Consider the following 26,031-nt stretch of genomic DNA (forward strand, 5'->3'; position numbering starts at 1 on the left):
TGAAGACCGTCCGGGACACCGCAGTAGTTGCCTGCCGAGCCGATGGGCGTCTGTCACGTTCCGATCAGCGCCCGGATAGAGATGCCGTCGAGCCGACAGCTCTGCCACCGCACCCTTTTTATTGTCACACAAAACAACTCAACGCAAGATGAACACACGCCCGTGGACCGACTGGGACCACATCCTCAAGATCGACCCCGACAAGCCGCTTGTCGACGGCGAGACCTTCGAGGACGTCTGTGAAACCGGCACCGACGCAATCGAGATCGGCGGCACTCTCGGGATGACCGAGGACAAAATGCAGCGGGTCGTCGACGCCTGTGCGGCCTACGACGTGCCACTGTATCAGGAGCCCTCAAACCCCTCGGTCGTCATCGACTCGCCCGCCTTGGATGGCTACCTCATTCCGACCGTCTTCAATTCGAGCGATCCGTTCTGGATCGTCGGCGCGCACAAAGAGTGGGTGCGGATCGAAAACGGCCTCGACTGGGATCGGACGACCACCGAAGCCTACATCGTGATGAACCCCGACGCCTCCGTGGCCGAGTACACCGAGGCCGACTGCGACCAGTCGGCCGACGACGTGGCCTCCTTCGCCCGCGTGGCCGAGAAAATGTTCGGCCAAGAAATCATCTATCTGGAGTACTCCGGCATGTTTGGCGACCCCGAGATCGTGAGTGCCGCAGGCGACGCACTCGACGACTCGACGCTGTTCTACGGCGGCGGTGTCCACGACTACGACGACGCCTACGAGATGGGCCAACACGCCGACGTCGTCGTGGTCGGCGACCTGCTCCACGAGGAAGGCTGTGACGCAGTCAGCGAGACGGTCGACGGTGTCAAGGACGCCCACAAGGCCTCCGCGCCGACGAAATAATCGGTCTCTAGCTCTCTTTTCGCAGCGGCTGTCGACTGCCGTAGGTTCCGGTTCGCCAGAGCCACTCGACGGGGCCGAACCGGAAATATCGGAGCCAGACCACCGAGAGCAGAATCTGAACGGCCCAGATCCCGGCGACGACGCCGAGCAGTTCGACTCGACTCATCGTGCCGAACAGCCCGAGTCCGTGGCCGTAGAAGATCCACGTCGCAAGCACGGTCTGGAGCAGGTAGTTGCTGAGAGCGGTGCGGCCGACTGCCGACAGCGCGGTGAGTTCAAAACCACTGGTCCGGTACCGACAGTAGAGCATCACCGCCGCGATGTAGGCCAGCGCCAACAGCAGACTCCCCCAGTAGTTGAACTGAGTCCCGAAGTAGGCCGTCTCCCGGGCCGCCCAGTCGACGCTGTCGATATACCAGACGCCGGTGAGGATCAGCGCCAGTCCGCCGACCGTGCCGCCGGCCAGCAGTTTCCAGTAGAACCGCGTCGACCGACGGTTCGAGAGGATGCCTGATTTGAATAACCCCATTCCCAACAGCATCAGCCCGCTGAGCCGCCAGAGCGTACTGGAGAGGAACCCCTGTGTCTGGAGGAGAAACGCCGTCGGGCCGCGGTGGTCAAACTGGGCGAGCCAGCCACCACGGTAGGTCGCGATCTCCGAGGCGAGTTCGGCATCCGACGGCGACCATCCGGGGAGGGTCGACCCGGGTGGAACCGACAGCCCCTGAAGAACCGCCATCAGGGTCGGCACGGCGATCAACAACAGCCCGAACCGCGCCAACAGCGCCGGCTCCAGATCACGAACCGAGACGACCAACAGCCCACACAGCGCGTAGAGCACCAGAATATCACCGTACCACAACAAATAGGCGTGGGCCAGTCCGATGCCGAGCAGTATCGCCGTCCGGCGGTAATGTAATCGATCCGCTGAGGCATCGTCCTTGCTCCGAGTGAAGAGGATGATTCCAGCCCCGAACAACAGTGTAAACAGCGTAATAAACTTCTCCTGGGCGAAGACGTGGCCCACCAGCCATGCGATGTAGTTTGCACCGGTGAAATCACCGTAGGCCGTTGGGTTCTGTAACACGGCAAACGGCATCGCAAACACCCGTATGTTGATGATGAGAATCCCGAGCAGGGCAACTCCACGGAGGACATCCAAACTGACGATCCGATCCGACGGAGCGGTCGGACTCGGTCCCGAACTCATTTGGTAACTGTCTTTTTCGCATGCTCAAAAGCTTCCCTGAATCGGGTTGCAGTCGACATGGTCGTCACGGATGGTACCCAGAGAACTCACGCCCGCCTACTGGTCGCGAATTGGCATATTACTTACTGTAGATTGAACTTACACGTCTGTTTTGCGTATAAAAGTACAAACCCTCTGGGAGCGAATCGCACTGTGTTGATTCAAAATGCCAATCCAAGATCTCGCACGCAGTGACGTCATCACCGCGACAAAAGAGACAGCCGTTGCAGAACTCGCACAGACAATGGCTGATGAAACCGTCGGCAGTGTCGTCGTTGTCGACGACGAAACACCAGTTGGAATCGTCACCGACCGTGATCTGGCGCTCCGGTGTGTGGCCGACGAGACAGCGGACAAGACCGCCGACAACGTGATGTCGGAAGATCTCAAGACCATCGAGCCGGATGCTGGCTTCTACGAGGCCGTCGACCTGATGAGCGACAACGGGATTCGTCGGCTCCCGGTCGTCGACGGCGACGAACTCGTCGGAATCCTCACGACGGATGATCTGACCACACTCCTCGCTGACGAACAACAGGGGCTCTCCGACGTCCTCGAAGCCCAGCGGGCTCCTTACGAACAATAACACAGCAGGCGATACAACCTAGCCACAGCGAGTCACGGTCGACCGAAACCGGCCGAGTTTAAGGGCTGTGACCGAAACCCCAGTGTATGCAGAACCGAACCTACACTGCCGACGCCGAACCCGGCGAGACCGTCACGGTCGCCGGCTGGGTCCACGAGATTCGTGACCTCGGTGGCATCGCCTTTCTTATCCTGCGAGATACGACCGGGAAGATCCAGATCAAATTCGAAAAAGACGAGATGGACGACGAGCTCGTCGAGACCGGTCTCAATGCGGCCCGCGAGAGCGTGATCACCGCGACCGGCGCGGTCGACGAAGAACCACGCGCACCCACGGGCGTCGAACTGACGCCCGACTCCGTGGAGGTCATCGCCGAAGCCGATACTGAGCTTCCGCTCGACCCCTCCGGTAAGGTCGACGCCGAGATCTCGACCCGACTCGACAACCGAACGCTCGACCTCCGCAAGGAGGAGGTCCAAGCGATCTTTGAGATCCGCGCCGAGATCCAGCGTGCGGCCCGCGAGACGTTCCGCGATCTGATGTGTACGGAGATCACCACGCCGAAGATCGTCGCCACGGGGACCGAGGGCGGCACCGAGCTGTTCCCGATCACCTACTTCGGCGAAGAGGCCTTCATGAACCAGAGCCCACAGCTGTTCAAGCAGCTGATGGCTGGCTCGAACTTAGAGCGGGTCTTCGAGATCGGCCCGATCTTCCGCGCCGAAGAACACAACACCCCACGACACCTCAACGAGGCAACTTCCATCGACTTCGAGGGGGCGTTCTGCGACCACCACGAGGCGATGGACGTCGCCGAGGCGGTTGTCAAATCGGTCTACGAAGCAGTCGACGAAAACTGCCAGAGCGAACTCGAAGCCCTCGGTCTCGCCGAGGAGTTCGAGGTTCCGGAAGGCGATTTCCCCCGCCTGAGCTACGAGGAGGCCATCGAGCGCATCAACGCCACCGGCGAACTCGACGAACAGCTCGTCTGGGGCGACGACCTCCCGACCGAGGGCGAACACGCGCTTGGACAGGATGTCGGCGAACACTACTTCATCACCGACTGGCCCGCCGAGATCAAACCGTTCTATATCATGGATCAGGAAGACGACGAGCAGCTGTCGACCGGATTCGATATGATGCATCCACGGATGGAACTCGTCTCGGGTGGACAGCGTGAACACCGCTACGACAACCTGATCGAGGGCTTCGAAGCACAGGGTCTCAACCCAGAGGACTTCGACTACTACACGAAGATGTTCAAATACGGGATGCCGCCACACGCCGGGTTTGGACTCGGTGGCGAGCGACTCGTGATGACCCTTCTTGGGTTGGACAACATTCGAGAAGCCGTTCTCTTCCCGCGAGACCGACAACGGCTTTCGCCGTAGTCGGCGAGCGAGAGCAAGCGATTCCTTCGGAATCGCCCAGTTCCCGCGAGACCGACAGCGGCTGAGTCCATAAATCGACGACTAAAAAGAGAAGCGTTAATCGGTCGCTGTTTGTGGTGAGCGTATGAACGACGCGGACGGTCGACCGATGACGACGGCCTTCGTTCCGGGCCACATCACCGGCTTCTTCAGCACGCATCCGGACCCCGAGCCAGCCGCGGCCGGGAGCCGCGGTGCGGGGCTGGCCCTCTCGGATGGCGTCACCGTTACCGTCAGCCGCGGCGCTGGAACCCGGCTCAACGGCGACTCGGTCGAGATTGCGGCCGTCGACCACGTCATCGACCACCTCGGTGTCGAAGCGACGGTCGACGCCGAGACATCACTCCCCCTCGGCGCAGGGTTTGGCGTCTCGGGAGCGATGGCGCTTGGAACCGCACTCGCGGCCAACGCCGCCTTCGGCTGCCACCGGACCGAAAACGAACTGGTCGAGATCGCTCACTGCGCGGAGGTCGAGGCTGGGACCGGCCTCGGCGATGTCGTCGCCCAAGCCCGCGGCGGGCTGCCGATCCGGCTCGAACCCGGCGGCCCGCGCCACGGCGCGCTCGATGGCCTGCCGGCGCGGCCTCGGATCGAGTATCTGACGTTCGGCGAACTGTCGACCGAGACCGTTCTTGCAGGGGATACTGACCGGCTCTCGGCGGCCGGGGAAGCCGCACTCGACGAGCTACTGGCCGAACCGACAGCCGAGCAATTCCTGCGATCCTCGAAGACGTTCGCCGAGGACGCTGGACTGCTGACAGACGACGTTCGGGATGCAATCACGGCCGTCGAGCAGGCTGGCGGGCAGGCCGCGATGGCGATGCTCGGTCGGACGGTGTTCGCACTGGGAACCGGGCTCTCGGCTGCTGGCTACGAGCCCGCAGTCTGTCGCACCGACGCTGCCGGCGGACGGCTCGTCGACGTCGAGGATTCGTGACTGATGTCGGCGATGCGCCCGAAAAGAGAACGTTTTGATGCCGGAGCCGAATCACCCCCCAATGAGCGAGATCGATCTCCCGGAAGATCACCCACGCTACCAGTCACTCCTGACGAGACATCGCATCGAGGCGGGCGTCGATAAGGGAATCACGAGTAAACAGGGCCTAATTGCCGAAGGCCGCGGCGAAGCCTTCGACTACTTATTGGGCGAACAAACAATCGAGAGTGCCGACGCGGCCGAACGCGCCGCGGCGGCTCAGTTGTTGCTTGCTGAGCAGCCAGTGCTCTCTGTCAATGGGAACGTCGCTGCGCTCGTGGCCCCGGAAATCGTCGACCTTGCGGCGGCTGTCGATGCAGATATCGAGATCAACCTCTTTAATCGTACCCCCAAGCGGATGGAGGCTATTGCGACCCATCTCCGGGAGCACGGCGCTGAAGACGTCAAGGGACTCACCGCTGACGGTCGGATTCCGAACCTGAGCCACGAGCGGGCAAAGGTCGACGCCGACGGCATCGGATCGGCGGATGTGGTGGTCGTCCCACTCGAAGACGGCGACCGGGCGGAGGCGCTGGCAGCGATGGGCAAAACCGAAATCGTGATCGATCTCAACCCGCTGTCGCGGTCGGCCCAGACGGCGGCAATTCCGATTGTCGACAACATCATTCGGGCCGTTCCAAATATGACCGATCACGCCCGCGACCTGCAGTCCGCAGACCGGGAGACGCTGGAGGCAATCGTCGACGCGTTCGATGGGGCGGCGGCACTCAGCGATGCTGAGGCTGCGATCCGAGCCGGTGAATTAGACTGACTGGTCCAGAAGACCTATCACTCGACCCGAGAAAAGGCGGGCTATGTTTTCGCAGTCCGGGCTCGCAAGGTCGGTGAGTCCCTGATGGACGCCGACCGCCTTCCAGTCGACCGTCGTACTGTGCTCGCATCGCTCGGTGCAGGCGGAGCCGCCTCGCTGGCTGGCTGTACAGCCTTCGACTCTGGCGCGGATTCCGGGACAACCGAACTAAGCGACGAGGCGGCCCGCGACCTCGCCGAGCAGTTTGCCCCGACGCTCTACTTCGATGAGAACGAAAAGTGGTTCCCAACCGATCCCCGGGGCTACGAAAGCCAGCAGGACGGCGAGACCGTCGTCGACGGGTTCGACGCTTTCGATGGCTACACGAAAGCCGCCACCGACTCCGAGGAGCCGCCGGAGCCGACCATGTTCTACCACGCTGTCGAGTACGACGACTCGCCACTGGCAGTTGTTCAGTTCTGGTACTACTCGGCGTTCGACCAGTTTACGACCAACTTCCACTGGCACGACTGGGAAGTGCTCCACGCCTTCGTCGACACCGACTCGGGCGAGCCACAGCTGTACGTCGCCAGCTCCCACTCCGGACGCGTGCCAAACAACGAGTTTCTGGACCCCGATCCCGACCAGCAGCCACGGATTCTGTCGGAACTCGGCTCGCATTCGAGTGCGCTGTCGATCAACGACATCGCCGACCGGTTCCAGCGACTCTCGGCAGACGGCACGTTCGCAGATATCACCAACAGCGCCATCAAAACGCTCGAAGACATCGCAAATATTCCGATTGCTTACGGGCTTCCCAGAGACGAGGGGTCGCGGCTGCCGTATCTGATTCCAGAGCTCGATGGCGCACCAATCTACGACCACGACCGACTCCCCTCGGTCGACCGCGAGGATCTGATCACAGATGCCCTCACGGTGAGTTCGTTTGCCGATCTTACATCGCCACCATCGGATCTCCCAACGCGAGCGACCGGGCTCGTCTTCGGGCACGCGGGCGGTGAGACCAATGATACCGTCGACGTCGAGTACAATCTCGTCTCGACCAGCGAGGTCGACCACATCACGGCCTTTACCGGCCCACAGCTGAGCTTCGAGTTCGACGTCCCGCAGTTCGCCGAGGACGCGCTGGCGGGCCACATCACGACCACCGGTGTTCCATGGAACCAACCGCGATACGAGGAGCCAGCTGCCGACATCACCGATTCGAACCACCGTGGCACACTGGCCGAGCGGTACGATGTCATCGGCGAGCCAGCCTCAGTCAACAGCGTGATTGCCAACATCTCGGAGGCAGTGGCCTCCGACGACGCGCCCGAAGACGAGGGGTTGACAACACAGACGCTGTCGACCGAAGGAGTTGCGCTGCTCGAAAGCGATCCCGAGGCCGTCCCGACGTTCGGCGGCGTTGCAGTGCTGCAGGACGTGCCGGAGGGCGACCACCGACTGACGGTCAACGCCGCTGGTGTCGAGCCACACAGCGAAACGGTCGCGGTCGCAGACAGCGACAGTGGCCCGACCGCCGCCGGTGTCGACGGGCGAATCCCGGTGGTTGCCCGCGAGAACGCGACGAAATTCGAAGTCGACGCCGAAGGCTCCGACAGCGAGATCACGGATCTCGCCGTCGAGGACGATTTCGCCGGGCGAATCTACGACGCCCCACTCTCGGGACAGGATGCGGTGTACGTCCATCGCGGCGGGGCCTACACGACAGAGGTCAGGGATAGCGACGACGAAATCGGTGCCGAGCGCGTCAATCCCACCGACAACGAGGGGGTTCGCATTGAGAACCCGTCGACGGGCAAAGGCTCGCTCGCGGAGTATCTCGCTGATGTGGCCGACGAGACGAGTACAGCTGTGGCAGCCGTCGACGAGGAGGGCGATAGCGATTCCGACGACGATGACGACGATACGAACGGAAACGGTGCCAGCGGTGGCGGGTCGGCAAACGCCGTTCGAGGGCTCTCGCAGGCACTGGCGGCGATTTCCGAGGCTGCCCGCCGGGCTGCCGAACGGGCCGCCGCGGGTGATCGCGGGCAGGCCGACCAAAGCCTCGCAAACGTCCAAGATCGCCTCGAACGAGCAGCAACGCGGCTCGCCGAGGCCAGCGACGACCTGCCAGACGACCTCGAAGCCGCAACCGAGCGTCGACTCGATCAGTCGCGTCGACGCTCCGAGCAGGCACGGGCAGCAGAAAAACTATGAGTTAGAAAGAGGCTACTGTGGGTCCGCGGCGGCTGCGAGTCGGTCGCGGTCGTGTGGTTCGGAGAAGTCGAGGTCGGGCCCTTGGGCGATGATGCCGTGGGGCGTCACGTCGGGATGGGTTGTGTAGTAGTGTTCCTTGATATGGCTGATGTCGACCGTCTCGGCAACCCCGGGCTGCTGGTAGACATCACGGAGGTAGGGCCAGAGGTTCTCATACTGGTGGATGTACTGCACGTTACACATGAAGTGTGTATGGTAGACGTGATCGAACCGAATGAGGGTCGTAAACATGCAGATGTCGGCCTCGGTCAACTGGTCGCCAGCGAGGAACCGTTGGTCTTCGAGGACCGAATCCCAGTGGTCGAGGGCGTCGAACAGTTCGTCGACGGCCTCGTCGTAGGGGCCCTGTTTGGTCGCGAATCCGGCCCGGTAGACCCCGTTGTTGATCGGCTCGTAGATATCGGTGATGATCTCGTCGACCTCCTCGCGGATCGCTTCGGGCGCGAGGTCGACGTCCCGCTCGGCCACGTCGCCGAACCCAGTCGAGAGCATCCGAATGATTTCGCGTGACTCGTTGTTGACGATGGTCTCTTCTTTCGTGTCCCACAGCACCGGGACGGTCACCCGGCAGGTGGCGTCGGGGTCGGCCTCGACGTACAGTTCACGGAGATAGTCGCTCCTGTAGAGTTTGTCCTCGGTACACCCCTCCTTCTCGGGGGTGAACTGCCAGCCGTCATCGTCGCGATAGGGGTCGACTACCGAGATGTCGATGGCGTCTTCAAGTCCCATCAGCGCCCGAATGAGCAGGGTGCGGTGGGCCCACGGACAGGCATAACTCACGTAGAGGTGGTAGCGACCGGCCTCAGCCTCGAAGCGGTCGTCCGGTTCGGCCTCAATGTGCTCCGGCACGTCGGAGCCAGCAATCCAGTTCCTGAACGGGGTCGTCTGCCGCTCGAAAGCCCCCTCCTCGTTGGTCGCCTGAAACATGTCGGTTCGCCACTCGCCGTCGACGAGCATATTCATTAGTACCGATAGTAGGAGAGCAGCGCTCAAAAGGGTTGTTCGCGGTTGTGTCAGTGTTACCACTCCGAGAAACCGACCGACCACAAACCACTTGTACCACCGGGAGATATCACTAAGTGGTATGACACAGTTCAACGGATTCAGCAGAGCAGGCGAGGCGGAAGTCACGCGAGCGATCACCGAAGAGTTCGCCGACGAGTTCATGGATTACACCGAAAGCGACGTCATCATCGTCGGTGGCGGTCCCTCGGGGCTGATGGCCGCCAAGGAGCTCGCCGAACAGGGTGTGAAGGTCATGGTCGTCGAGAAAAACAACTATCTCGGCGGCGGCTTCTGGCTCGGTGGCTTCCTGATGAACACGCTCACCGTCCGCGAACCGGCCGACGAAGTGCTCGACGAACTCGACGTGCCGCATCAGGAAAGCGAGGAGGTAGAGGGGCTCCACACCGCCAAAGGCCCCCACGCCTGTTCGGCGCTTATCAACGCGGCCTGCGATGCCGGTGCCAAAATCCAGAACATGACCGAGTTCACCGACATCGTCGTTCGAGAGAACCACCGCGTCGCTGGCATTGTCATGAACTGGACGCCAGTCCACGCCCTCCCACGTGAGCTCACGTGTGTCGACCCAATCGCCGTCGAATCCGAACTCGTTATCGACGCCACCGGCCACGAGGCCGTCGTCGTCTCGAAACTCCAGGAACGTGGCGTCCTCGACGCGAAAGGAATCAGCCACGCTGAGGAGCACAACACCGGGATGGACCAGAGCGAGGACGGCGAATACGGTGCGCCCGGTCACGACTCGCCGGGCCACGACTCGATGTGGATCACCGAGAGCGAAGACGTCGTCGTCGAGGAGACTGGCAAAGTCCACGACGGCGTGATCGCCACCGGTCTTGCCACGGCGACCACCCATGGCCTGCCGCGGATGGGCCCAACGTTCGGTGCCATGCTGCTGTCCGGCAAGCGCGCTGCCTCCATCGCGCTTGACGAACTCGGCGAAGACGGCTCGGCGGTCGACTTCTCGGTCGCCCCGTCGCCTGCTGACGACTAACTCCCTTCTGCTCCCCCCACGCACTCTCCCTCCCACCTCCCGTTGCCGAACCGCTCTTGTCGACTGCGAGCCAACGGGCCGTATGTACGTGCTGGGCCACGTCGGCATCTCGCTGCTGTTGTACGCGCCGCTTGCGTGGCTGTTGCTGTCGACTGGCCAGCCAGCGGTGGCAGCGCTTACCGGACTGCTGATGATCGTGCTCGCGCCACTACCGGATCTCGACACCTACACCGACCGACTCGACCATCGCGGCCCGACCCACACCGTCTGGTTCGCTCTCGGTGTCGGTCTCGTAACTGCTCTCGTCGCCGGTGTTAGCGCGGTCGCTGGCGGTGCTATCGTCGGGAGTAGCCACTCACTACCACCGGTTTGGGTGGCTGGTTGGTTCGGCACGGTGTCGACGCTCACGGTGCTGGGCCATCTGGCCGGAGATATGCTCACGCCGATGGGTGTCTGGCCGTTTCGCCCGCTCTCAGCGTGGCACTATACAGCAGAGTTGACACCGTCGAAAAATCCGCGGGCGAACCGACTCTGTTTCGCGGCTGGCGTCGTGATCCTAACACTGACGCTACTTGCGACAGGCAGTCATGAAAGTATACAGCGGGTAGTTGTCGGCTGTTTGGGATGTGGATCGTAACCCCGAGTAGTAACTGAACCCTACTGAAACCTCTGTCGACGATTCAGTGACGGTGTCGCCAGCAACGGGGCCCCTCTATACTTACGCAGAATGATGATCGGAAACAATCAAAATGAGATAGATGCGAGGTCGTATGATCGATACCAGTTACGGTAGATAATACTCTAAATGCCGCTAAAAAGGACTTATAGCGGCTATAAACGTCATTTTGCGATTATTCAAGATCGCAGACGATGATTGTATACGAAAAACAATCCACAGGATTTATTATGTATGGGTTTAGCATGATTATTTGCATGAAAGATACACACTACAAAACTCGTCGTCGGTTCATCACCGGCGTGGGAGCGACCGGTGCAGTTGCGCTTGCAGGGTGTACTGATTCCAACGACAGCGGCTCGTCCGGCGCGACAGCGGGCTCCGGATCCGAATCGATGGCCGATGAGATCGTGTTCTACAACTCCGGGTCACTGGAGTTCGACCCCGGAACGGAAGCGAACATCGAACGGTTCGAAGAAGAGACCGGAATCAGCGTGGAGGTCAACGAGGTTCCGTGGAGCAATCTAAAAACCAGCCTCACCACGATCTGGCGGAACGAGGACAACAAGGTCGACGCGTTCAACGGTCCGACGTGGTGGCTCGCCGACTTCGTCAGCTCCGGATGGCTCGAACCGCTCGGACTCGGCGATGATCACATGTCCAAGTTCCCGGATTCGCTCACGAATCTGGTTCAGTTCGACGGTCAGACGTATATGGCCCCGGAGTTCGGCAAATGGGGCAGCTACCTCTACGACCAGCAGTATCTCGAACAACAGGGATTCGAATCACCACCGGACACGTGGGACGAGGTGCTCGAACAAGGTGAACAGCTCGCGGGCGACGGCAAGGCGGGCTTCGCGTTCACGTGGTCCGATAAGTCAGTGTTCACGTTCAAGCAGTTCCTGTATCAGGCGGGCGGGCAGCTGTTCAACGACAGCAACGAACCAACGTTCGTCGAGGAGGGCGTCGAAGTGTTGGAGTTCTTCGACCAACTCCGCGAGCGGAACATCATCCCCGACGGCATGTCCAGTCTGGGCGAGGGTGGGATCGGTGACAACTTCGTCGCCGGTCAGTACGCGACGGTCGAATCGTGGACGCCGCTCGGCTCCCGCGCGATCAGCGAATGGGAAGACGGTCGACTCGGGAGCGCACGACCGCCGAAAGGGCCCGAGTCGCGCGCCACGTTCCAAGACACGAACGGGATCAGCGTCTCGGCGTTCTCCGAGCGAAAGGACGCTGCCAAGGAGTTCGCGCGGTTCATGACCACCCGCAGTTCGTCGAAAAACAACATGCTCGTCGAAGGGAACCCCAGCGTCGTCCCGGACGTCTACGAGGACGACGAGATTCAGGCAGAGTACCCCTCCGAACTGCTCGATGACATGCGGTTCAATCTCGAAAACGCGCAGGGCGAGAACTACATGGCTCAGCCACAGGTCGACGATTACCTCAACGAACAGATCACTCAGGCGTTGCTGGGTAATAAAGAACCCCGAGCCGCACTCGAAGATGCCTACGCCAACATCGAACGCCTCTACCAAGACATCGGCCTGATCTAAGGGCAAATACTTTTATATTTATTATGTCGGTAGAAAAAAATGACCTGCGTCGGAAACTCGACAGGCTGTTCGTACCGCTGACCGTTGGGCCGACGCTCATCTGGATAGCGGCGATCATCGTCTACCCGACGGTTAAGCTGCTTCTCAGTAGCCTGCAGTTCCGGAACCCCGTCACCAGCGAGATGGAGTTCGTCGGGCTTCGGAACTTCCGGCGGCTCCTGTTCGCCCGGGAGGGAGGCGATGCCGTGTTAGGAGTGTTCAGCCCCAACTTCGTTTCGTTCACGACGAACACGATCGTGTACGTCGGGTTCAGTGTCACTATTTCGTTCCTCCTTGGGTTGGGTATCGCGATGTTGCTCAACAAGGATCTCACGGGTCGAGGCTGGCTGCGAACCGCAGTCATTGTCCCGTGGATCATGCCCTACGTGATGAGCGGGCTGATGTGGCGCTGGATGTTCCAGACCGACTACGGGGCACTCAACGCGATTCTCATGCGGATTGGGGTTATCTCGGATAGCATCCCGTTCCTCTCGGACGGCACGCTGTCGATGATGGCACTGATCGTCGCGGACGTGTGGGTCTTTACCCCGTTTATTATCATCATCCTGCTGGCCGGGCTACAGAACGTCCCCGAACAGCTGTACGATGCCGCCGAAGTCGACGGCGCGAGCCGTTGGTCGCGGTTCTGGAACGTCACCTATCCGTTCCTGAAACCCTCGATACTGGTCGCGCTTACCATCCGTATCATCTTCGACATCCGGGCGCTTGATCTGGTGTGGGTGATGACGGGCGGCGGTCCCGGAAAATCCACCGAGGTATGGGCCTCGTGGCTGTACCGCACTGCACAGGTGTTCAACGAGCCGGGATCGGGTGCGGCACTCGGTGTCGTCCTGCTGGCTACGACGTTCGCCATCGTGGCTGTCCTCTACAAGATATTCGGCGAATCACCCTACCAAGCATGAGCACAGATAAGTCGACACTCAACCGGATCCGGACGTCGCTCGGCATTGACACACAGAACGAATGGCCCACGGTGGCTCGCGAGCGACTGCTCGCCTACGGGCTGTTGGGCGTCTACATCCTCGTGATATGGTTCCCGATCTACTACATCTTCATCACGAGCATCAAACCGTCCAGCGAGGTGCTGACGCTGCCGGTCACGTTCATTCCCCAAGAGCCCACGATACAGAATTACGTGGACATCTTCGCGGATCGACCGTTCGAAAGCTACACGTTCAACAGCCTGATCGTCGCGAGCACGACGACGCTTGTCTGTATCACGCTCGGGACACTCACTGGCTACAGCTTCTCGCGGTTCGACTTCATGGGGAACAAAGCGCTGCTGCTGTCGATTGTCGGCGCGCGGATGATCCCACCGATTGCGCTCATCGTCCCGTTCTTCCAGATCATGTCGAACCCGCCGCTGATCGGCGCGATCACCGGGAGCCTCTACGATACGCGACTCGCGTTGATACTCACGTACACGTTTTTCAACCTCCCGTTTGCGGTGTGGATAATGAAAAACTACTTCGACGGGGTACCCATGTCGCTCGACGAACAGGCGAAAGTCGACGGCTGTTCGACGTGGGAAGCGTTCGTCAAGATCATCCTGCCGATGGCGAAACCGGGAATCGCGGCGACCGCGATTCTCACGTTTATTTTCTCGTGGAACGAGTTCGTCTTCGCGCTCGTGCTCACCTCTTCGGAGGTCTCACAGACGCTGCCCATCGCCGTCTCGCTGTTTGTCGCCGACGACTTCGTCGACTGGGCACATCTGGCGGCCGGCGGCATGATCGCCGCGCTGCCGGGGATTCTCTTCGGGCTGTTCTTCCAGCGGTACATCGTGAGCGGACTGACACAAGGTGCTGTCAAGGAGTGATTCAACATGGCTAACGTAGACCTCAACGACTTGGTAAAGAAGTTCGACGACGTCACCGCGGTCGACGGGATCTCCTTGGAGATCCCCGACGAGAGTTTCACCGTGCTGGTCGGCCCCTCGGGCTGTGGGAAAACAACCACGCTCCGGCTCATCGCCGGGCTCGAACGCGCGACCGACGGGGAGATCCGCATCGGCGAGACGATGGTGAACGACAGTCGAGCCTACGAGCGGGATATCGCGATGGTGTTCCAGAACTACGCGCTGTATCCCCACAAGACCGTTCAGGAAAACATGCGGTTCGGACTCGAACAACATGACACCGAGGAGGACGTGATCCAAGAGCGGGTCGAAGACGCCGCTGAACTCCTGCAGATCCAAGAGCTGCTGGACCGACGGCCCGCCGAGCTCTCGGGCGGTCAACAGCAGCGTGTCGCTCTCGGGCGTGCTATCGTCCGTGACCCGGCGGTGTTCCTGATGGACGAACCGCTCAGTAACCTCGACGCGAAGCTCCGCGTCCAGATGCGCGCCGAGCTGAACAAGCTCCACGAGAAACTGTCGACGACGACAGTGTATGTCACCCACGATCAGGTCGAGGCGATGACGCTGGCCGACCAGATCGCAGTCATGGACGACGGTCAGATCCAGCAGGTCGGCGCACCGACGCGCGTCTACAGGAACCCTCGCAACATGTTCGTCGCCGGCTTCCTCGGCTCTCCGAGCATGAATTTCATCGAGGGGAACCTCGAAGAGGCGAAGACCGGGAACCTACAGATGGATCTCGGAGCACACACGCACAACATCCCCGACGAGTACGCCGACCGGCTACGGGACCGGCTCGGCGAGGAGGTCATCCTCGGGATCCGTCCGGAAAACGTGTCGCTGAGCGAAAGCGGGGTCGCGGCGAACGTCCATCCGGGAGTGGTGTCAGTTGTCGAACCACAGGGTGAGAAAACGGTGCTTGAGGTCGAACTCGAAACCGGGCAGACCATCAAAGCCGCCATCGCCCCCGACATGGCTGTCGAAACGGGAGACGAGGTGAATCTCCGATTTGACCGCGACTCGCTGCACTACTTCGACCCCGAATCCGGCACGTCGATCATCTACGATCTGAAGACGACGCCGAAGGTAACCCCATGACCGCGAGCATGCAGGACGAACGCGACATCGCATCCGCGCCAGTTGTTGCGTTTGGAGCGGCGTTTCTGCTCGCGGTACTCGCTGCGTACAACTTCAGTACTGGCGTGTACGGCGGCGCGATCGTGAGCGGGGTCGGCGTGATGATCGCGACGCTGTTCGGGCTGCTAACTGAATGAGATCCGAGACGTGACGGAACCACCGCTGTGCTGGACGCTGACGAGCAATCGTCAGCCCCCAACAAGCGTTCCCTCTCCGGGCGGATTGTCGTCCGTAGAGCGACGCACGTGGTCTCGCCGCGTACCTCGCGATATACAAACATATAACAGAGATTGGCGTAGGTATCTGCAACGGAGTAATTGAAGAATGTGTCACAGGTAAAGATGTTGCCCGAAGAACGCCGGAAAAAAATAGTTCGGAAGGTCAACGAATCCGACAGAGTAACAGTCGAAGGATTAACCGAGGAGTTCGACGTCTCGGAGCCGACGATCCGGCGCGACCTCGCCTCGCTCGCGGAGGAGGGACTCATCGAGCGGTTTCACGGTGGCGCGCTCCCAGCTTCGGACAACGGTCGACACGGTGCCGCGTCGGGCGGTCGGAGACGTCGACTGATCGAGAAGGCCGTCACGAACCCGACAGGGAAGCGTGCGATCGCCAACCGGGCCGTCGAGGAGCTGAGCGACGGCGATGCGGTGCTGTTCGACACCGGGACGACGACACTGGAGGTGGCGAGAGCCATCCCGGAGTCGCTCTCGCTGCTTGTCGCAACCAACTCCCCGGAGAACGCCTTCGAGCTTCGAAGACCGTGCGGCGAGGTGAAGCTCGTCGGCGATTCGCTGCGACAGACCTCCGACGCGCTCGTCGGGTCCAGCGGGGAGTCGTATCTCAAGAAGACGAACTTCGACGTGGTGTTTCTGGAGGCCGACGGGATACACACAAACGGCGATCTGTCCGTCTCGAACGAAGACGAGGCGAGACTGAAATCGCTGATGTGTGAGGGTGGCCGGCACGTCGTTCTCGTGGCTGACGGGAGCACGCTCGGTACCCAGAGCTTCCGCGAGTTTGCGACAATCAATGAGGTTGATATGCTCATTACCGATCTCCCTCTGGACGGTGAGATGCGCGACGTGTTTACCCGGGCTGACGTACAGATCGTCGACGACCTCGTCCCGTAGCGCTCCGCCGCGTCTCTCGATTTAGTACGTCGCTCTCCATTGTCGAGTTAGTCGACAGTCCCAGCGCTCAGCCGAGCGAATCCGAGAGCTCGCGTTTCGGACTGGGCGTCCGAACATCGCTCGTGGAGTCGTTTATGAGCCGCCGCCACCCGGCGATCTAGCGTCGACAGCGGCGCAGTCGACTGCCGGACTGATCGTGGATTTGCATACGTCACGAACCGCCGAAACAGCCCGTTGAGCACTCGCGCTCGGGGGTGACTGCTCCGCGCCAGATCCATGAGACCGAGGCGTCCACCCGGACCAACGAGTTCGGCCCAGTCGTCGACAACCCCGGCCGGAGCATCGAACATGGCGACGACCAGCGATGCAAACAGGCAGTCGACGTCGGCACTGTCGACTGGCGGCTGTGTGGCGTCGCTGCGAACGATGTGGACGTTCGTCCAACCGTTGCGGTCGACTCGTTTTCTGGCGACCGAGAGGACGCCCGGACTGACGTCGACGCCGATCACCCGACCCTCGGGACCGACTCGGTCACGCAACAGCGAGAGGTTCGCGCCACTGCCACAGCCCATCTCAACGACAGTGTCACCCGGCTGTGGGTCGAGCAAGTCGACGGCCGCCGTCCGAATAGAGCCGATTCCGGGCGTCTGGACGGCGACGAGATCGTAGAGCCGTGCCCACCGCGTGTAAAACTGCTGTGTCGGACCAATCGGCTCGCTCATACAGAGCCTACCGGGTGCCTCGTATAAAACAGTCGACAGTTACGTGGCTGATCGGACAACCGAAGCGACTGTCGGCGCATCGGGGCCGAGCACGTAGGAGATGGGTTCGATACCGAAGCCGCCGGTCTGATACAGAACGAACGTATCGGTGAGCGATGCCTCGGCGAGAGCCTCGCCAATCGTCGTCTCAAGCTCCTCGCTGGCCTCGGAGTCGAACTCGATGGTCGTATAGCCGGCCTGCTCGAACTGCGCGATCAGCTCGGCGTCGTAGGTGATATTCAGTCCGGCCTGGACGTCGACCGCGTGGCTCCGGGCCGCCAGCAGGACCGAGGCGGCGTGTTCGCTGACGCCGAACTCCGGATCGGAGGGGACGGTCGCCCGGCCCTTGATATCGAAGATCCGGCCCGGCACGCCAGCGACGTCGTCGACGGTCGTCGCATCCGGGAGACACTCGACGAGATTCGAGCCGACGTTCGGGATCAGTCGAGCGAAGTCGCCCATGCTCGTGAGGGTACGGAGCCCGCGGCGAACCGACGACCGGACCTGTTCGGTGGTTCGGATGCGGCTGTCGGGGTCGTGGATCGAGAAGTCGATATCGGCCTCGGTGAGTGCGGGCATCGCCGCCTCGTGGAGGTCGGCCAGCAGGTCGCCGTCTTCCAGTTGGCGGATCAGCACCTCGATCTCGACGAGCGCCTGAACACGGCTCATGTCGCCGGTCGACAGCCCATCGGCGACCTGTTCGACGAGGTCGACGACCCGCTCGTCGCCCGCGATCCGGTCGTTGCGGGCGACCTCGCCGTGGGCGTACTTCGAGACCGCCGACTGGCTAATTCCGAGCACGTCGGCGACCTCTCGCTGGGTCAGATCGCGGGCGCGGAGCGATTCGGCTAGCATCGACCGCACCGTGGGCAGAAACTCCTCGACGACGAGTTCCTCGATGAATTTCATTGGCTATCGTCGGTCCCTTTGGATGGCTTGGCTTTGGATTCGTCGGTCTCGGCGTCGACCGCGAGATCGAACTCGGGGTCGTCTTGAATCTTCGAAGCCCGTGGCCCGGCCTGATCTTGGTACTTCGAGCCGCGTTCGCTGCCGTAGGGGCGGGTCGAGGCCGATTTGAGTTCGGTAAAGACGAGTTGGGAGACCCGCATCCCCGGCGACAGCGCGACCGGCGCAGCCCCAAGATTCGAGAGTTCGAGCGTGATCTGGCCCTTGAATCCGGGATCGATGAACCCCGCCGTTGCATGGACTACAACCGCAAGACGGCCAAAGGATGATCGGCCTTCGACAGTCGCAACGAGATCCGGGGGAATCTCGACGCGCTCTTTGGTCGTGCCGAGCACGAAATCGCCCGGATGGAGGATGAATTCGTCGCCCTCTTCGACGTAGGTTTCCCGAACGTACTCGTCGACCTCGTCGGCGCGATTCGGGTGGATGCAAGGAATGTTGGTGCGTTGGAATTCGAGGAACTCAGAGCCGAGCCGCATATCGATGCTCGCGGGCTGGACCTGGGTATCGAGGTCGTCGATGGGGTCGACGACGAGATCGCCCTCGCCCAACCGTTCGAGCAGGTCGGTGTCCGATAGGATCATCGTGTGCTGAGTTCGACGGATGGGGTAAAAACCCAGCCATTGACCCGACAGGCCACACCCATATCGCCAATCCACACTCTCTTAGCGATCCCATCCAACAGACAGGTATGAAACAGGTCATCGCCGCCCGGACTGACATCGGCATGGGGAAAGGCAAACTCGCCGCCCAAGTCGCCCACGCCTCGCTGTCGGCCTACGAAGACACCGACCCGAAAACACGCAACGCCTGGAAAGGTGGCGGCCAGAAGAAGATCGTCGTCAAAGCGCCCAATGAGTCGACTCTCTTTGAACTCGCTGACAAAGCCCGCCGCGACGGCCTCCCACATGCGATCATCCGCGATGCAGGCCACACCCAACTCGAACCGGGGACGCCGACAGCGGTCGCCATTGGGCCGGGCAAGGAGAATCTGGTCGACCGCGTGACGGGCGATCTCTCGCTATACTGATTTTTCAGTCGGACAGAAGGGGGGACTCACCACCATAGACCCGCTCGGCGAACAGCAGCGCCACCAGCGCGAGAATCAGCAGTGTGTAGGCACCGGCAGCCAGTAGTGCGTCCTGAAGGGTTGCGTACTCACCGGTTCGAAAGATGATCGCCTTTCGGACCATCGCGATCACGCCGGTGTAGATCACGAGCTGGACGATCCGCCGGGTGTTGTTCTCCTCGACGTAGGCCAGCACTGTCTGATAGACTTCGACGATAATCAACAGCAACAGGCCAGTATCGATGAATCCGATCACCACAAGCGGGTCGGTGATGCTCCCGGTCTGAACCGCACCGCCGATCTGGAGGATCAAGTCGACGACGCCGACCGCAAAGAGGACCGCAAACACCGTCGCGGCAGCCAACTCGACACCGTGGACGAACCGCTCGACGAGCAGCGAATACTGCTCCGACAGCGACGGCGTAGACGAATCGTCATCTCTCATGGATTCACAAGCAGGTGTGACTCGTCGCTCGTCTGGTTGGCTGCGGCAGGGAGTCGACCATCCGAATCGTCGACCGTGTCGATCAGGCGTCGACGGCGAACCCCTCTTCGCGGAGGAGTTCGGGCAGTCGACGCTGGTGGTCGCCCTGAATCTCTATCGTCTCGCCCTCGACCGTGCCGCCCGCGCCGAGTCGTTGTTTGAGTCCCGAGGCCAACTCCTTGAGATCGATGGTCGTGTCCTCGAATCCTTCGACGATGGTCATCGGTTTACCGTAGCGACGCGACTCCATGCGAACCGAGAGGACGGTTTCTGTGCGTGCGAGGTCTTCCTCGATATCGAGGTCAAGGTCGTCCGGAAGGCCGGTGATGTCATCAACCACAATCGGAGTACGTGACTCCAGCACATACGTCTTGGTTCCGTCCGGTTTGGCCGATTGTCGACCGATTTGAGAGACACTGCAGGTCGACCAGTCCAGCCGGTCCCAGCGTGACTGCGGCGAAGGGACAGGCCGATGTACGTGGGCCGCAACTCGGAGGTATGTATCCATCTCTCGGTCGACCAGTCGGCCACCCAGACGAGGTGAGCCGCTGTGCGTGAGTCCCACCCCATCGAACAGGCAGTCGGCATTGACTACTACGTGAGCGACGCCGACGGCATCGGTGGCCAACTTCGCACCGAGCCCGATGACTTTCAGGTCACAGAAATCGAGAATTTCGATCCCGAACCAGTCGACGCCGATCCCGGTGCGTACCCCGAAATCCTCCTGCGAGCCACGCTTCGAAAGTGGGACACCAACGATTTCGCGGGCCGGATCTCCGATGCGATGGGGATCAGCCGCGAGCGCGTCGCGTGGGCCGGGACCAAGGACAAACACGCCGTCACCACACAGCTGTTTTCGATTCGGGACGTCGACCCCGAAGCTGTCGACGCGCTGGATGTCAATGGCGCGGAGATCGAAGTCTTGGGCCGAACCGGGCGCTCGATCTCGTTTGGCGATCTCCACGGCAACCGATTCGTGATCCGGGTCCGCGATGCCGACTCCGATGCCCCCGAACGAACCAAAGAAACGACCGCCGCGCTCCGGGAGTTCGTCGACAGTCTCGATAGTGGCGGCACCGAAGGGACCGCTGGCGTCCCGAACTGGTTCGGTCAACAGCGGTTCGGCAGTCAGCGACCAGTTACCCACGAAGTCGGACTCAACATCGTCCGCCGCGAGTGGCGCGAGGCCGTGCTGTCGTACGTCGCCAACCCCTTTGAGACCGAACGCGAAGGGACACAGAGCGCTCGGCAGTTCGTCGCGGACGAGGCCGCTTCCGATGATCCTGACTGGCAGGCCTGCCTCGACCAAATTCCGGGCTATCTCGGCTACGAGCGATCCATGCTCCATCGCCTGATCGAAGACGGAGCCGAAACGCCCGCGGACTTCCGCAACGCACTCGAAGCCGTCCCCTGGAACCTCCAGCGACTGTTCGTCAATGCGGCCCAGTCGTATCTCTTCAACCAAATCCTCTCGGAGCGACTCCGTCGGGGGATTCCGTTTGACCGACCAGTCGAGGGCGACGTCTGTTGTTTCGTCGACCGCGAAGCTCCCGATGGACTCTATGCCCCCGACACCGACCGACTGCAGAACGTCTCGGGCAAGCGCGTCGACGTGATGGAACGACACTGTTCGCGCGGGCGGGCCTTCGTTACGGCCCCCCTAATCGGCACTGAGACGGAGTTAGCCGAGGGTGAACCCGGCGAGATCGAACGCGAGATTCTCGACGAGTTGGATCTCGATCCGGCTGACTTTGATTTACCGGGGAGTTTCGAGTCGACCGGGACGCGGCGGGCAATCTTGGTTCGGACCGATCTGGACGTCGACCCTGACGAACTGACCTTCGAGTTCGCGCTGCCGAGCGGGTCGTATGCGACCGCCCTCATGCGGGAGTATTTAAAACGCGGGCCGCTGGACCTGTAGCGACGGTCACGGAAGCTACTCGGCAGGCTCGTGGTCCGGAAACCAGAGTGGAATTTCTCGGCCAGCGTCCTCGGGGTCCGCGCTGGCGTGGATGAGGTTTCGTAACGCCCGCCCCTCGTCGTCGGCCTGGTCCATCGAGTCGACGCCGAGTTCGCCGCGGATCGTTTCCGAGTCGGCGTTGGCTGGGTCGGTGTCGCCGATGATCCGCCGGGTCGTGTGTATTGCATCCTCACCCGCAAGCACCGCGGCGATGACTGGGCTGTCAGTGAGGTACTCCACGAGCGGCCCAAAGAACGGCTTGTCCTGATGTTCCTGATAATGTTGTTCGACGTGGCGCTGTTCGGGATAGCGGAGTTCGAGGGCGGTGATCGAGAGGTTCGCCGCTTCCAACCGTGCGAGAATCTGACCGACCAGCTGTCGCTGGACGCCGTCGGGCTTGACTAAAACGAGTGTGCGTTCGGAGTGCGACATAGTATGTGGTGTGTGGGCATCCATCTATGGTTTTTTGACGAAACGAACGACAGTCAGTTGAAACATAGTCACCACCGAGTATTTCACACTGCTTGCTGACGATATCGTATGGAGTATACCACACTGGGCACAACGGGCATCGAGGTCAGTCGACTCTGTCTGGGCTGTATGAGCTTCGGCAAGCAGAACCGCGACGAGTGGATGCTTGACGAGGAGGGCGGCCGCGAACTCATCGAGCGGGCCATCGAACTCGGAATCACGTTTTTCGACACTGCCAACATCTACTCGCAGGGCGAAAGTGAGGAGATTCTTGGGGATGTCCTCAGCGAGTACGACCGCGACCGGTTTACTGTGGGGACGAAAGTACGGTTCGAAATGGGCGACAACCCACAGTCGGCGGGTCTCTCGCGCAAGACCATCGAACAGGAGCTGGACAACTCTCTCGAACGACTGGGGATGGATACCGTCGACCTCTATCAGATCCACCGCTGGGATTACGACACCCCAATCGAACAGACGCTTCGCGCGCTCGACGACGCCGTTCGGCGCGGTAAGGTCCGACATATCGGAGCCTCATCGATGTGGGCACATCAGTTCGCCGAGGCGCTACAGACAAGCGAGCGACTCGGTCTCGAACGGTTCGAAACAATGCAGAACCTCTACAACCTGGCCTACCGCGAGGAGGAACGCGAGATGCTGCCGCTCTGCCAGAAGGAGGGAATCGGCGTCATTCCGTGGAGTCCGGTCGCGGCGGGCTATCTCGCCCGCCCCTACGAGCAGGACGATGCCACCGATCGGGGCGAACACGAAACGTCGCTTGGTCGACCCTACCGCGAGGGTGGCGGTGAGACGATCAACGAACGCGTCCAAGAACTCGCAGCCGAAAAGGACCGGTCGATGGCCCAGATCGCGCTGGCGTGGCATCTCCACAAGGAGACAGTCACCGCACCGATTGTCGGCACCTCAAGCGTCGACCACCTCGAAGACGCCGTCGAAGCGCTCTCTATCGACTTGTCCGACAACGAACTGTCGTATCTCGAAGAACCGTACGAGCCGGTTCGGATCAGCGGTCACGAGTGAGAAGGCATGCGGGGCGCTCAGCGTGGCTCTCTGGAACTGAGACAACGAGTCGACTGGGACCGTACCGAACGGATGACGTTTTAATCGCTGGCCCTCATGTTCCGCTATGCACTGTGGGCAGTGCCACGCGGACCTCGACCGACCGGGCGACTACTGTCTGGTCTGTCACACTGCCAACTGCGACGGGGTCGTCGTCGAGTTCGACCGCGAGGCGGCCACCCTCACCATGCTCGACGACGAGGACATCCTCGGCGAGACCACGATCACAACCGTTCCCGAACCGGACGATGACCACCACGACCGAAACGCCGTGATGGAACTCCGCAACTTCGCGGGACGGGTCGCCGACGAGATCCAGCGCAAGCGCCCCGAAACCGTGTTTGCGGCCGGTGAGCGCGAACCCCTTCGAGAGACGCGCAAACAGCTCCATTACGAGTTTTATCGCGTTCCAGAGGACAACTCCGTGCAGGCAGTTATTGATCGGCGGGGGAATCGAGCCCTCGAAGTCGTCGACATCCCGCCACGCGAGAAAATCGGCGGCAGCCACTCGACCATTATTGGCGACCGGCAAGGACGAAAAGCGATCAGCGTGGTTGCGGACCATCCACACATCAAGAAAATCATTCCCGGCCCGATTGATGCCGGGGGAATCGGCTCCCAGAAGGGACTCCGGGCGAAGATTACACGGGCAGATACCAACGGCAACGTGCGAATGCTGTTGCGGGATGGCTCAAGCGTTCAGGAAAACCGACTGGTGACGACCGCGATGGATCTCGAAACCGGCGAGCGAGTACGGACAGATCTCAACGAGGCGCTGGCCGAGGAAGATCTGCAGTAGGCGCTGTCGACTGAGAGCCGAAACCGCATCCTGAAAGCGGCTCACACAGTAGGCTCGACACAACAGCTTTTTACCTATACTGGCAGTAGCACCTGCTACTATGGCCGAAAACAAGGCACGATCTACCGGCAGCGCTGGCCGATTTGGCGCACGGTACGGACGCGTCTCACGCAAGCGGGTCAAAGAGATCGAAGCGGGAATGCAGAACGCCGAGGTCGACGGCGACAGCGTCAAACGCGTCGGCACCGGCATCTGGGTCAACGAAGAGACCGGCGAGAAGTTCGCTGGCGGGGCTTACAAGCCAGAGACGCCCGGTGGACGACAGGTCCGACGGTCGATCCGCGCGGCACTCTCCGAAGACGAATAACACACCCGATGAGCTACAAATGTTCCCGCTGTAAACGAGACGTGACGCTCGACGAGTACGGCGGCGTTCGCTGTCCGTACTGCGGTCACCGCGTCCTGCTGAAGGAACGCGGCGGCGGCATCAAAGAAGTCCCCGTCGAGTAACCCGGTGTCCCCGCACGTTCATACTGCAGCTCTTTGCTTCGAGTATCCGACCGCCGCGGCCGCACGACTCATCGAGCGGAGCGTCCGCGTCGAAGTCGACCAACTCGACGCCGACCGGTCGACGGCTGGTGTGAGCCGAACCAATACGCGGGTCGAGGTCGACATTGCGGCCGACGATCTGGTCGCGCTTCGGGCGGGGCTCAACAGCTGGCTTCGGTATCTCTCGGTGGCCGAACAGGTGGCTGGCTGTGAGTCGACACGGCACTCGTAACCACCGTAATCAGCCGTGTTGAATTGTGAGGCGTTCGATACAGGTGGCCATCGGAATTGCGGGGGTTTTTGGGTGTGGCGACCAACTCGGAAGGTATGCAGGGTAATCTGCCGCCAGAAGCCCAGGAGAAGCTCGAAACGCTCCAGGATCTTCAAGAGACAGCACAGAACGTCGCCGAACAGAAACAGCAGACCGAGACCCAGCTCAACGACACCGAGACCGCCCTCGAAGCCCTCGAAGGCGTCGACGATGACTCGGTTATGTACCGCGAGGTCGGCGAACTGCTGATCCAGACCGACTACGACGAGGCCGCCGAGGACCTCGAAGAGAAACAGGAGAGCCTCGAAGTCCGCGTCGAGCAGCTCACCAAACAGGAAACCCGCGTCCAAGAACGCTTCGAGGACCTTCAGGAAGAGCTTCAGGAGATGCTCAGCGGTGCAGGCGGCCCCGGTGGTCCGCAGGGCCCCGGCGGCGCAGGCGCCTAAATGTCGGAGCCGACTGACGAGACCGTCGTTCAGACGGCCGCCGAGGCCGCTGAAGGTCTCGTCTTTGCCCGATTTGCGAACAGTGCAGTCAAAGACCTCGACATCACCGTCGGATTCGATGACGGGATTCTCGATGTCGACGTCTACTTGAATACCGTCGACGACACCGACGCTGACCCCGACGACGTGGCCCACGAAGCCATCGAGGCAGCCGAGGAAGCCGTCGACGAACTGTTTGCCTGAGCGGCACCTTGCCGCTGAGGTCGTTTTTACATTCGTGAGCGGCAGTGCTGAACCCGTTGAGCTGTTTCTCTACCGGATCGTGTGTCGAAGACAGAGATCAGCCGGATAATGAGATCGGCTACTATCGAGTCGCTGACTCGGCTACGTGTCGGGTGGCTTCCCTGAGAATCACGAACACGCTGAGTAGTATGCCGATGAAAAACAATGGCTGTAACGAGCCATCGGGTGATGCCGTCCCAACAATAGACAACTGAATGGCAAACGCCATCAGGAGAATATCTTTGATCCGGTCGTCTGTTACGGACATACCAAGAACTGTACGTTTGAAACACTTTCTTGTTTTGAT

At 61.2% G+C, this 26,031-nt stretch carries 32 protein-coding genes; 23 read left to right on the forward strand and 9 right to left on the reverse strand.

All coding sequences use genetic code 11. The features are described from left to right. The first annotated feature begins 148 nt into the window (after positions 1–148). Complete coding sequence (locus HALTADL_RS05340) at positions 149–877, forward strand: phosphoglycerol geranylgeranyltransferase (RefSeq protein ID WP_089671248.1); 729 nt, start codon at positions 149–151, stop codon at positions 875–877. A 7-nt stretch (positions 878–884) separates the two neighbouring features. Here the strand turns inward: HALTADL_RS05340 and HALTADL_RS05345 are convergent, their stop codons facing one another. After that, positions 885–2,087 (reverse strand): DUF418 domain-containing protein, encoded by a 1,203-nt coding sequence (locus HALTADL_RS05345; protein ID WP_089671247.1) that lies wholly within the window; start codon positions 2,085–2,087, stop codon positions 885–887. A 205-nt stretch (positions 2,088–2,292) separates the two neighbouring features. On the opposite strand from HALTADL_RS05345, the gene HALTADL_RS05350 reads away from it, so the two are divergent. From HALTADL_RS05350 to HALTADL_RS05370, 5 genes are all read left to right on the forward strand, one after another. Beyond that, complete coding sequence (locus HALTADL_RS05350) at positions 2,293–2,712, forward strand: CBS domain-containing protein (protein WP_089671246.1); 420 nt, start codon at positions 2,293–2,295, stop codon at positions 2,710–2,712. A gap of 86 nt (positions 2,713–2,798) precedes the next feature. Next, positions 2,799–4,103 carry an aspartate--tRNA(Asn) ligase gene (gene aspS / locus HALTADL_RS05355; protein ID WP_089671245.1) on the forward strand — a complete coding sequence of 435 codons (1,305 nt, stop codon included), beginning with the start codon at positions 2,799–2,801 and terminating at the stop codon, positions 4,101–4,103. Positions 4,104–4,227: 124 nt separating this feature from the next. Next, complete coding sequence (locus tag HALTADL_RS05360; RefSeq protein ID WP_245708370.1) at positions 4,228–5,079, forward strand: pantoate kinase; 852 nt, start codon at positions 4,228–4,230, stop codon at positions 5,077–5,079. 61 nt (positions 5,080–5,140) lie between these two features. Then, complete coding sequence (locus HALTADL_RS05365; protein ID WP_089671244.1) at positions 5,141–5,890, forward strand: 4-phosphopantoate--beta-alanine ligase; 750 nt, start codon at positions 5,141–5,143, stop codon at positions 5,888–5,890. 84 nt (positions 5,891–5,974) lie between these two features. After that, positions 5,975–8,092 (forward strand): hypothetical protein, encoded by a 2,118-nt coding sequence (locus tag HALTADL_RS05370; protein WP_089671243.1) that lies wholly within the window; start codon positions 5,975–5,977, stop codon positions 8,090–8,092. Positions 8,093–8,104: 12 nt separating this feature from the next. Here the strand turns inward: HALTADL_RS05370 and HALTADL_RS05375 are convergent, their stop codons facing one another. Continuing rightward, positions 8,105–9,115: a glutathione S-transferase family protein gene (locus HALTADL_RS05375; protein WP_089671242.1), complete on the reverse strand. Its 1,011-nt coding sequence runs from the start codon at positions 9,113–9,115 to the stop codon at positions 8,105–8,107. A 121-nt stretch (positions 9,116–9,236) separates the two neighbouring features. On the opposite strand from HALTADL_RS05375, the gene HALTADL_RS05380 reads away from it, so the two are divergent. The 8 genes from HALTADL_RS05380 to glpR all read left to right on the forward strand — a co-directional run bounded on the left by HALTADL_RS05380 (position 9,237) and on the right by glpR (position 16,586). After that, a complete protein-coding gene (locus HALTADL_RS05380; RefSeq protein WP_015911511.1) occupies positions 9,237–10,166 on the forward strand; it encodes a sulfide-dependent adenosine diphosphate thiazole synthase in 930 nt (309 codons plus the stop codon). Positions 10,167–10,248: 82 nt separating this feature from the next. Next, positions 10,249–10,803: a metal-dependent hydrolase gene (locus HALTADL_RS05385; RefSeq protein WP_015911512.1), complete on the forward strand. Its 555-nt coding sequence runs from the start codon at positions 10,249–10,251 to the stop codon at positions 10,801–10,803. Between the two features lie 296 nt (positions 10,804–11,099). Then, positions 11,100–12,398 carry a sugar ABC transporter substrate-binding protein gene (locus tag HALTADL_RS05390; RefSeq protein ID WP_089671241.1) on the forward strand — a complete coding sequence of 433 codons (1,299 nt, stop codon included), beginning with the start codon at positions 11,100–11,102 and terminating at the stop codon, positions 12,396–12,398. Between the two features lie 23 nt (positions 12,399–12,421). After that, positions 12,422–13,360: a carbohydrate ABC transporter permease gene (locus HALTADL_RS05395; RefSeq protein WP_089671240.1), complete on the forward strand. Its 939-nt coding sequence runs from the start codon at positions 12,422–12,424 to the stop codon at positions 13,358–13,360. Beyond that, positions 13,357–14,277 (forward strand): carbohydrate ABC transporter permease, encoded by a 921-nt coding sequence (locus HALTADL_RS05400; protein WP_089671239.1) that lies wholly within the window; start codon positions 13,357–13,359, stop codon positions 14,275–14,277. Before HALTADL_RS05395 ends, HALTADL_RS05400 begins: the two co-directional genes overlap by 4 nt. Positions 14,278–14,283: 6 nt before the next feature. Continuing rightward, positions 14,284–15,414 carry an ABC transporter ATP-binding protein gene (locus HALTADL_RS05405; RefSeq protein ID WP_089671238.1) on the forward strand — a complete coding sequence of 377 codons (1,131 nt, stop codon included), beginning with the start codon at positions 14,284–14,286 and terminating at the stop codon, positions 15,412–15,414. Then, positions 15,411–15,590, forward strand: coding sequence for a hypothetical protein (locus HALTADL_RS05410; protein WP_089671237.1), 180 nt, complete (start codon positions 15,411–15,413; stop codon positions 15,588–15,590). The genes HALTADL_RS05405 and HALTADL_RS05410 overlap by 4 nt, the downstream gene beginning before the upstream one ends. Positions 15,591–15,794: 204 nt before the next feature. Next, positions 15,795–16,586, forward strand: coding sequence for an HTH-type transcriptional regulator GlpR (glpR, locus tag HALTADL_RS05415; RefSeq protein ID WP_089671236.1), 792 nt, complete (start codon positions 15,795–15,797; stop codon positions 16,584–16,586). A 47-nt stretch (positions 16,587–16,633) separates the two neighbouring features. On the opposite strand, the gene HALTADL_RS05420 is transcribed toward glpR, so the two are convergent. Genes HALTADL_RS05420 through dcd form a run of 3 tightly spaced genes read right to left on the reverse strand, consistent with a single transcriptional unit; the run spans position 16,634 to position 18,897 of the window. Continuing rightward, the gene (locus HALTADL_RS05420; protein WP_089671235.1) at positions 16,634–17,308 is read right to left on the reverse strand and encodes a class I SAM-dependent methyltransferase; all 675 of its coding nucleotides are present in this window, start codon (positions 17,306–17,308) and stop codon (positions 16,634–16,636) included. A gap of 39 nt (positions 17,309–17,347) precedes the next feature. Then, a complete protein-coding gene (locus HALTADL_RS05425; protein WP_089671234.1) occupies positions 17,348–18,256 on the reverse strand; it encodes a thiamine-phosphate synthase family protein in 909 nt (302 codons plus the stop codon). Continuing rightward, entirely contained in the window at positions 18,253–18,897 is a 645-nt protein-coding gene (gene dcd, locus HALTADL_RS05430) for a dCTP deaminase (protein WP_089671233.1), read from the reverse strand. The genes HALTADL_RS05425 and dcd overlap by 4 nt, the downstream gene beginning before the upstream one ends. A gap of 107 nt (positions 18,898–19,004) precedes the next feature. Here dcd and pth2 point away from each other — a divergent pair, with 107 nt between their 5' ends. Then, the gene (pth2, locus tag HALTADL_RS05435; RefSeq protein WP_089671232.1) at positions 19,005–19,343 is read left to right on the forward strand and encodes a peptidyl-tRNA hydrolase Pth2; all 339 of its coding nucleotides are present in this window, start codon (positions 19,005–19,007) and stop codon (positions 19,341–19,343) included. Between the two features lie 4 nt (positions 19,344–19,347). Here pth2 and HALTADL_RS05440 read toward each other — a convergent pair whose 3' ends face one another. Together HALTADL_RS05440 and yciH are read right to left on the reverse strand one after the other, a co-directional pair. Continuing rightward, the gene (locus HALTADL_RS05440) at positions 19,348–19,827 is read right to left on the reverse strand and encodes a phosphate-starvation-inducible PsiE family protein (RefSeq protein ID WP_089671231.1); all 480 of its coding nucleotides are present in this window, start codon (positions 19,825–19,827) and stop codon (positions 19,348–19,350) included. A gap of 82 nt (positions 19,828–19,909) precedes the next feature. Further along, a complete protein-coding gene (gene yciH / locus HALTADL_RS17645; RefSeq protein ID WP_245708367.1) occupies positions 19,910–20,206 on the reverse strand; it encodes a stress response translation initiation inhibitor YciH in 297 nt (98 codons plus the stop codon). Between the two features lie 210 nt (positions 20,207–20,416). Between yciH and truD the strand changes: the two genes are divergently transcribed. Further along, positions 20,417–21,787 (forward strand): tRNA pseudouridine(13) synthase TruD, encoded by a 1,371-nt coding sequence (gene truD, locus HALTADL_RS05450; RefSeq protein WP_089671229.1) that lies wholly within the window; start codon positions 20,417–20,419, stop codon positions 21,785–21,787. Positions 21,788–21,802: 15 nt separating this feature from the next. On the opposite strand, the gene ndk is transcribed toward truD, so the two are convergent. Continuing rightward, the gene (gene ndk / locus HALTADL_RS05455) at positions 21,803–22,258 is read right to left on the reverse strand and encodes a nucleoside-diphosphate kinase (protein ID WP_089671228.1); all 456 of its coding nucleotides are present in this window, start codon (positions 22,256–22,258) and stop codon (positions 21,803–21,805) included. A 108-nt stretch (positions 22,259–22,366) separates the two neighbouring features. On the opposite strand from ndk, the gene HALTADL_RS05460 reads away from it, so the two are divergent. The 7 genes from HALTADL_RS05460 to HALTADL_RS05490 all read left to right on the forward strand — a co-directional run bounded on the left by HALTADL_RS05460 (position 22,367) and on the right by HALTADL_RS05490 (position 25,685). Further along, positions 22,367–23,338: an aldo/keto reductase gene (locus HALTADL_RS05460; RefSeq protein ID WP_089671227.1), complete on the forward strand. Its 972-nt coding sequence runs from the start codon at positions 22,367–22,369 to the stop codon at positions 23,336–23,338. 106 nt (positions 23,339–23,444) lie between these two features. After that, entirely contained in the window at positions 23,445–24,176 is a 732-nt protein-coding gene (locus HALTADL_RS05465; RefSeq protein ID WP_089671226.1) for a DUF2103 domain-containing protein, read from the forward strand. A gap of 100 nt (positions 24,177–24,276) precedes the next feature. Beyond that, positions 24,277–24,543, forward strand: a complete 267-nt coding sequence (locus HALTADL_RS05470) for an eL43 family ribosomal protein (protein WP_089671225.1) — start codon at positions 24,277–24,279, stop codon at positions 24,541–24,543. An 8-nt stretch (positions 24,544–24,551) separates the two neighbouring features. Continuing rightward, a complete protein-coding gene (locus tag HALTADL_RS05475; protein WP_089671224.1) occupies positions 24,552–24,686 on the forward strand; it encodes a DNA-directed RNA polymerase subunit P in 135 nt (44 codons plus the stop codon). Between the two features lie 4 nt (positions 24,687–24,690). Further along, positions 24,691–24,957: a KEOPS complex subunit Pcc1 gene (locus HALTADL_RS05480; RefSeq protein WP_089671223.1), complete on the forward strand. Its 267-nt coding sequence runs from the start codon at positions 24,691–24,693 to the stop codon at positions 24,955–24,957. 95 nt (positions 24,958–25,052) lie between these two features. Beyond that, the gene (locus HALTADL_RS05485; RefSeq protein ID WP_089671222.1) at positions 25,053–25,442 is read left to right on the forward strand and encodes a prefoldin subunit beta; all 390 of its coding nucleotides are present in this window, start codon (positions 25,053–25,055) and stop codon (positions 25,440–25,442) included. Further along, on the forward strand, positions 25,443–25,685 hold the full coding sequence (locus HALTADL_RS05490) for a DUF3194 domain-containing protein (protein WP_089671221.1): 243 nt from the start codon (positions 25,443–25,445) through the stop codon (positions 25,683–25,685). Positions 25,686–25,806: 121 nt separating this feature from the next. Here the strand turns inward: HALTADL_RS05490 and HALTADL_RS05495 are convergent, their stop codons facing one another. After that, positions 25,807–25,992: a hypothetical protein gene (locus tag HALTADL_RS05495; protein WP_089671220.1), complete on the reverse strand. Its 186-nt coding sequence runs from the start codon at positions 25,990–25,992 to the stop codon at positions 25,807–25,809. Positions 25,993–26,031: the final 39 nt, after the last annotated feature.

This window comes from Halohasta litchfieldiae, from assembly GCF_002788215.1.
Classification (GTDB): domain Archaea; phylum Halobacteriota; class Halobacteria; order Halobacteriales; family Haloferacaceae; genus Halohasta; species Halohasta litchfieldiae.

Coding starts and splice junctions, on each gene's coding strand:
- HALTADL_RS05360 (WP_245708370.1), top strand. CDS start 4,228: ATGAACGACGCGGACGGTCGACCGATGACGACGGCCTTCGTTCCGGGC.
- HALTADL_RS05400 (WP_089671239.1), top strand. CDS start 13,357: ATGAGCACAGATAAGTCGACACTCAACCGGATCCGGACGTCGCTCGGC.
- HALTADL_RS05385 (WP_015911512.1), top strand. CDS start 10,249: ATGTACGTGCTGGGCCACGTCGGCATCTCGCTGCTGTTGTACGCGCCG.
- HALTADL_RS05380 (WP_015911511.1), top strand. CDS start 9,237: ATGACACAGTTCAACGGATTCAGCAGAGCAGGCGAGGCGGAAGTCACG.
- HALTADL_RS05395 (WP_089671240.1), top strand. CDS start 12,422: ATGTCGGTAGAAAAAAATGACCTGCGTCGGAAACTCGACAGGCTGTTC.
- dcd (WP_089671233.1), bottom strand. CDS start 18,897: ATGATCCTATCGGACACCGACCTGCTCGAACGGTTGGGCGAGGGCGAT.
- HALTADL_RS05410 (WP_089671237.1), top strand. CDS start 15,411: ATGACCGCGAGCATGCAGGACGAACGCGACATCGCATCCGCGCCAGTT.
- HALTADL_RS05370 (WP_089671243.1), top strand. CDS start 5,975: ATGGACGCCGACCGCCTTCCAGTCGACCGTCGTACTGTGCTCGCATCG.
- HALTADL_RS05425 (WP_089671234.1), bottom strand. CDS start 18,256: ATGAAATTCATCGAGGAACTCGTCGTCGAGGAGTTTCTGCCCACGGTG.
- pth2 (WP_089671232.1), top strand. CDS start 19,005: ATGAAACAGGTCATCGCCGCCCGGACTGACATCGGCATGGGGAAAGGC.
- aspS (WP_089671245.1), top strand. CDS start 2,799: ATGCAGAACCGAACCTACACTGCCGACGCCGAACCCGGCGAGACCGTC.
- HALTADL_RS05495 (WP_089671220.1), bottom strand. CDS start 25,992: ATGTCCGTAACAGACGACCGGATCAAAGATATTCTCCTGATGGCGTTT.
- HALTADL_RS05440 (WP_089671231.1), bottom strand. CDS start 19,827: ATGAGAGATGACGATTCGTCTACGCCGTCGCTGTCGGAGCAGTATTCG.
- HALTADL_RS05465 (WP_089671226.1), top strand. CDS start 23,445: ATGCACTGTGGGCAGTGCCACGCGGACCTCGACCGACCGGGCGACTAC.
- HALTADL_RS05475 (WP_089671224.1), top strand. CDS start 24,552: ATGAGCTACAAATGTTCCCGCTGTAAACGAGACGTGACGCTCGACGAG.
- HALTADL_RS05345 (WP_089671247.1), bottom strand. CDS start 2,087: ATGAGTTCGGGACCGAGTCCGACCGCTCCGTCGGATCGGATCGTCAGT.
- HALTADL_RS05390 (WP_089671241.1), top strand. CDS start 11,100: ATGAAAGATACACACTACAAAACTCGTCGTCGGTTCATCACCGGCGTG.
- HALTADL_RS05460 (WP_089671227.1), top strand. CDS start 22,367: ATGGAGTATACCACACTGGGCACAACGGGCATCGAGGTCAGTCGACTC.
- HALTADL_RS05490 (WP_089671221.1), top strand. CDS start 25,443: ATGTCGGAGCCGACTGACGAGACCGTCGTTCAGACGGCCGCCGAGGCC.
- HALTADL_RS05405 (WP_089671238.1), top strand. CDS start 14,284: ATGGCTAACGTAGACCTCAACGACTTGGTAAAGAAGTTCGACGACGTC.
- ndk (WP_089671228.1), bottom strand. CDS start 22,258: ATGTCGCACTCCGAACGCACACTCGTTTTAGTCAAGCCCGACGGCGTC.
- HALTADL_RS05470 (WP_089671225.1), top strand. CDS start 24,277: ATGGCCGAAAACAAGGCACGATCTACCGGCAGCGCTGGCCGATTTGGC.
- HALTADL_RS05375 (WP_089671242.1), bottom strand. CDS start 9,115: ATGAATATGCTCGTCGACGGCGAGTGGCGAACCGACATGTTTCAGGCG.
- HALTADL_RS05350 (WP_089671246.1), top strand. CDS start 2,293: ATGCCAATCCAAGATCTCGCACGCAGTGACGTCATCACCGCGACAAAA.
- HALTADL_RS05485 (WP_089671222.1), top strand. CDS start 25,053: ATGCAGGGTAATCTGCCGCCAGAAGCCCAGGAGAAGCTCGAAACGCTC.
- HALTADL_RS05365 (WP_089671244.1), top strand. CDS start 5,141: ATGAGCGAGATCGATCTCCCGGAAGATCACCCACGCTACCAGTCACTC.
- glpR (WP_089671236.1), top strand. CDS start 15,795: ATGTTGCCCGAAGAACGCCGGAAAAAAATAGTTCGGAAGGTCAACGAA.
- HALTADL_RS05420 (WP_089671235.1), bottom strand. CDS start 17,308: ATGAGCGAGCCGATTGGTCCGACACAGCAGTTTTACACGCGGTGGGCA.
- HALTADL_RS05340 (WP_089671248.1), top strand. CDS start 149: ATGAACACACGCCCGTGGACCGACTGGGACCACATCCTCAAGATCGAC.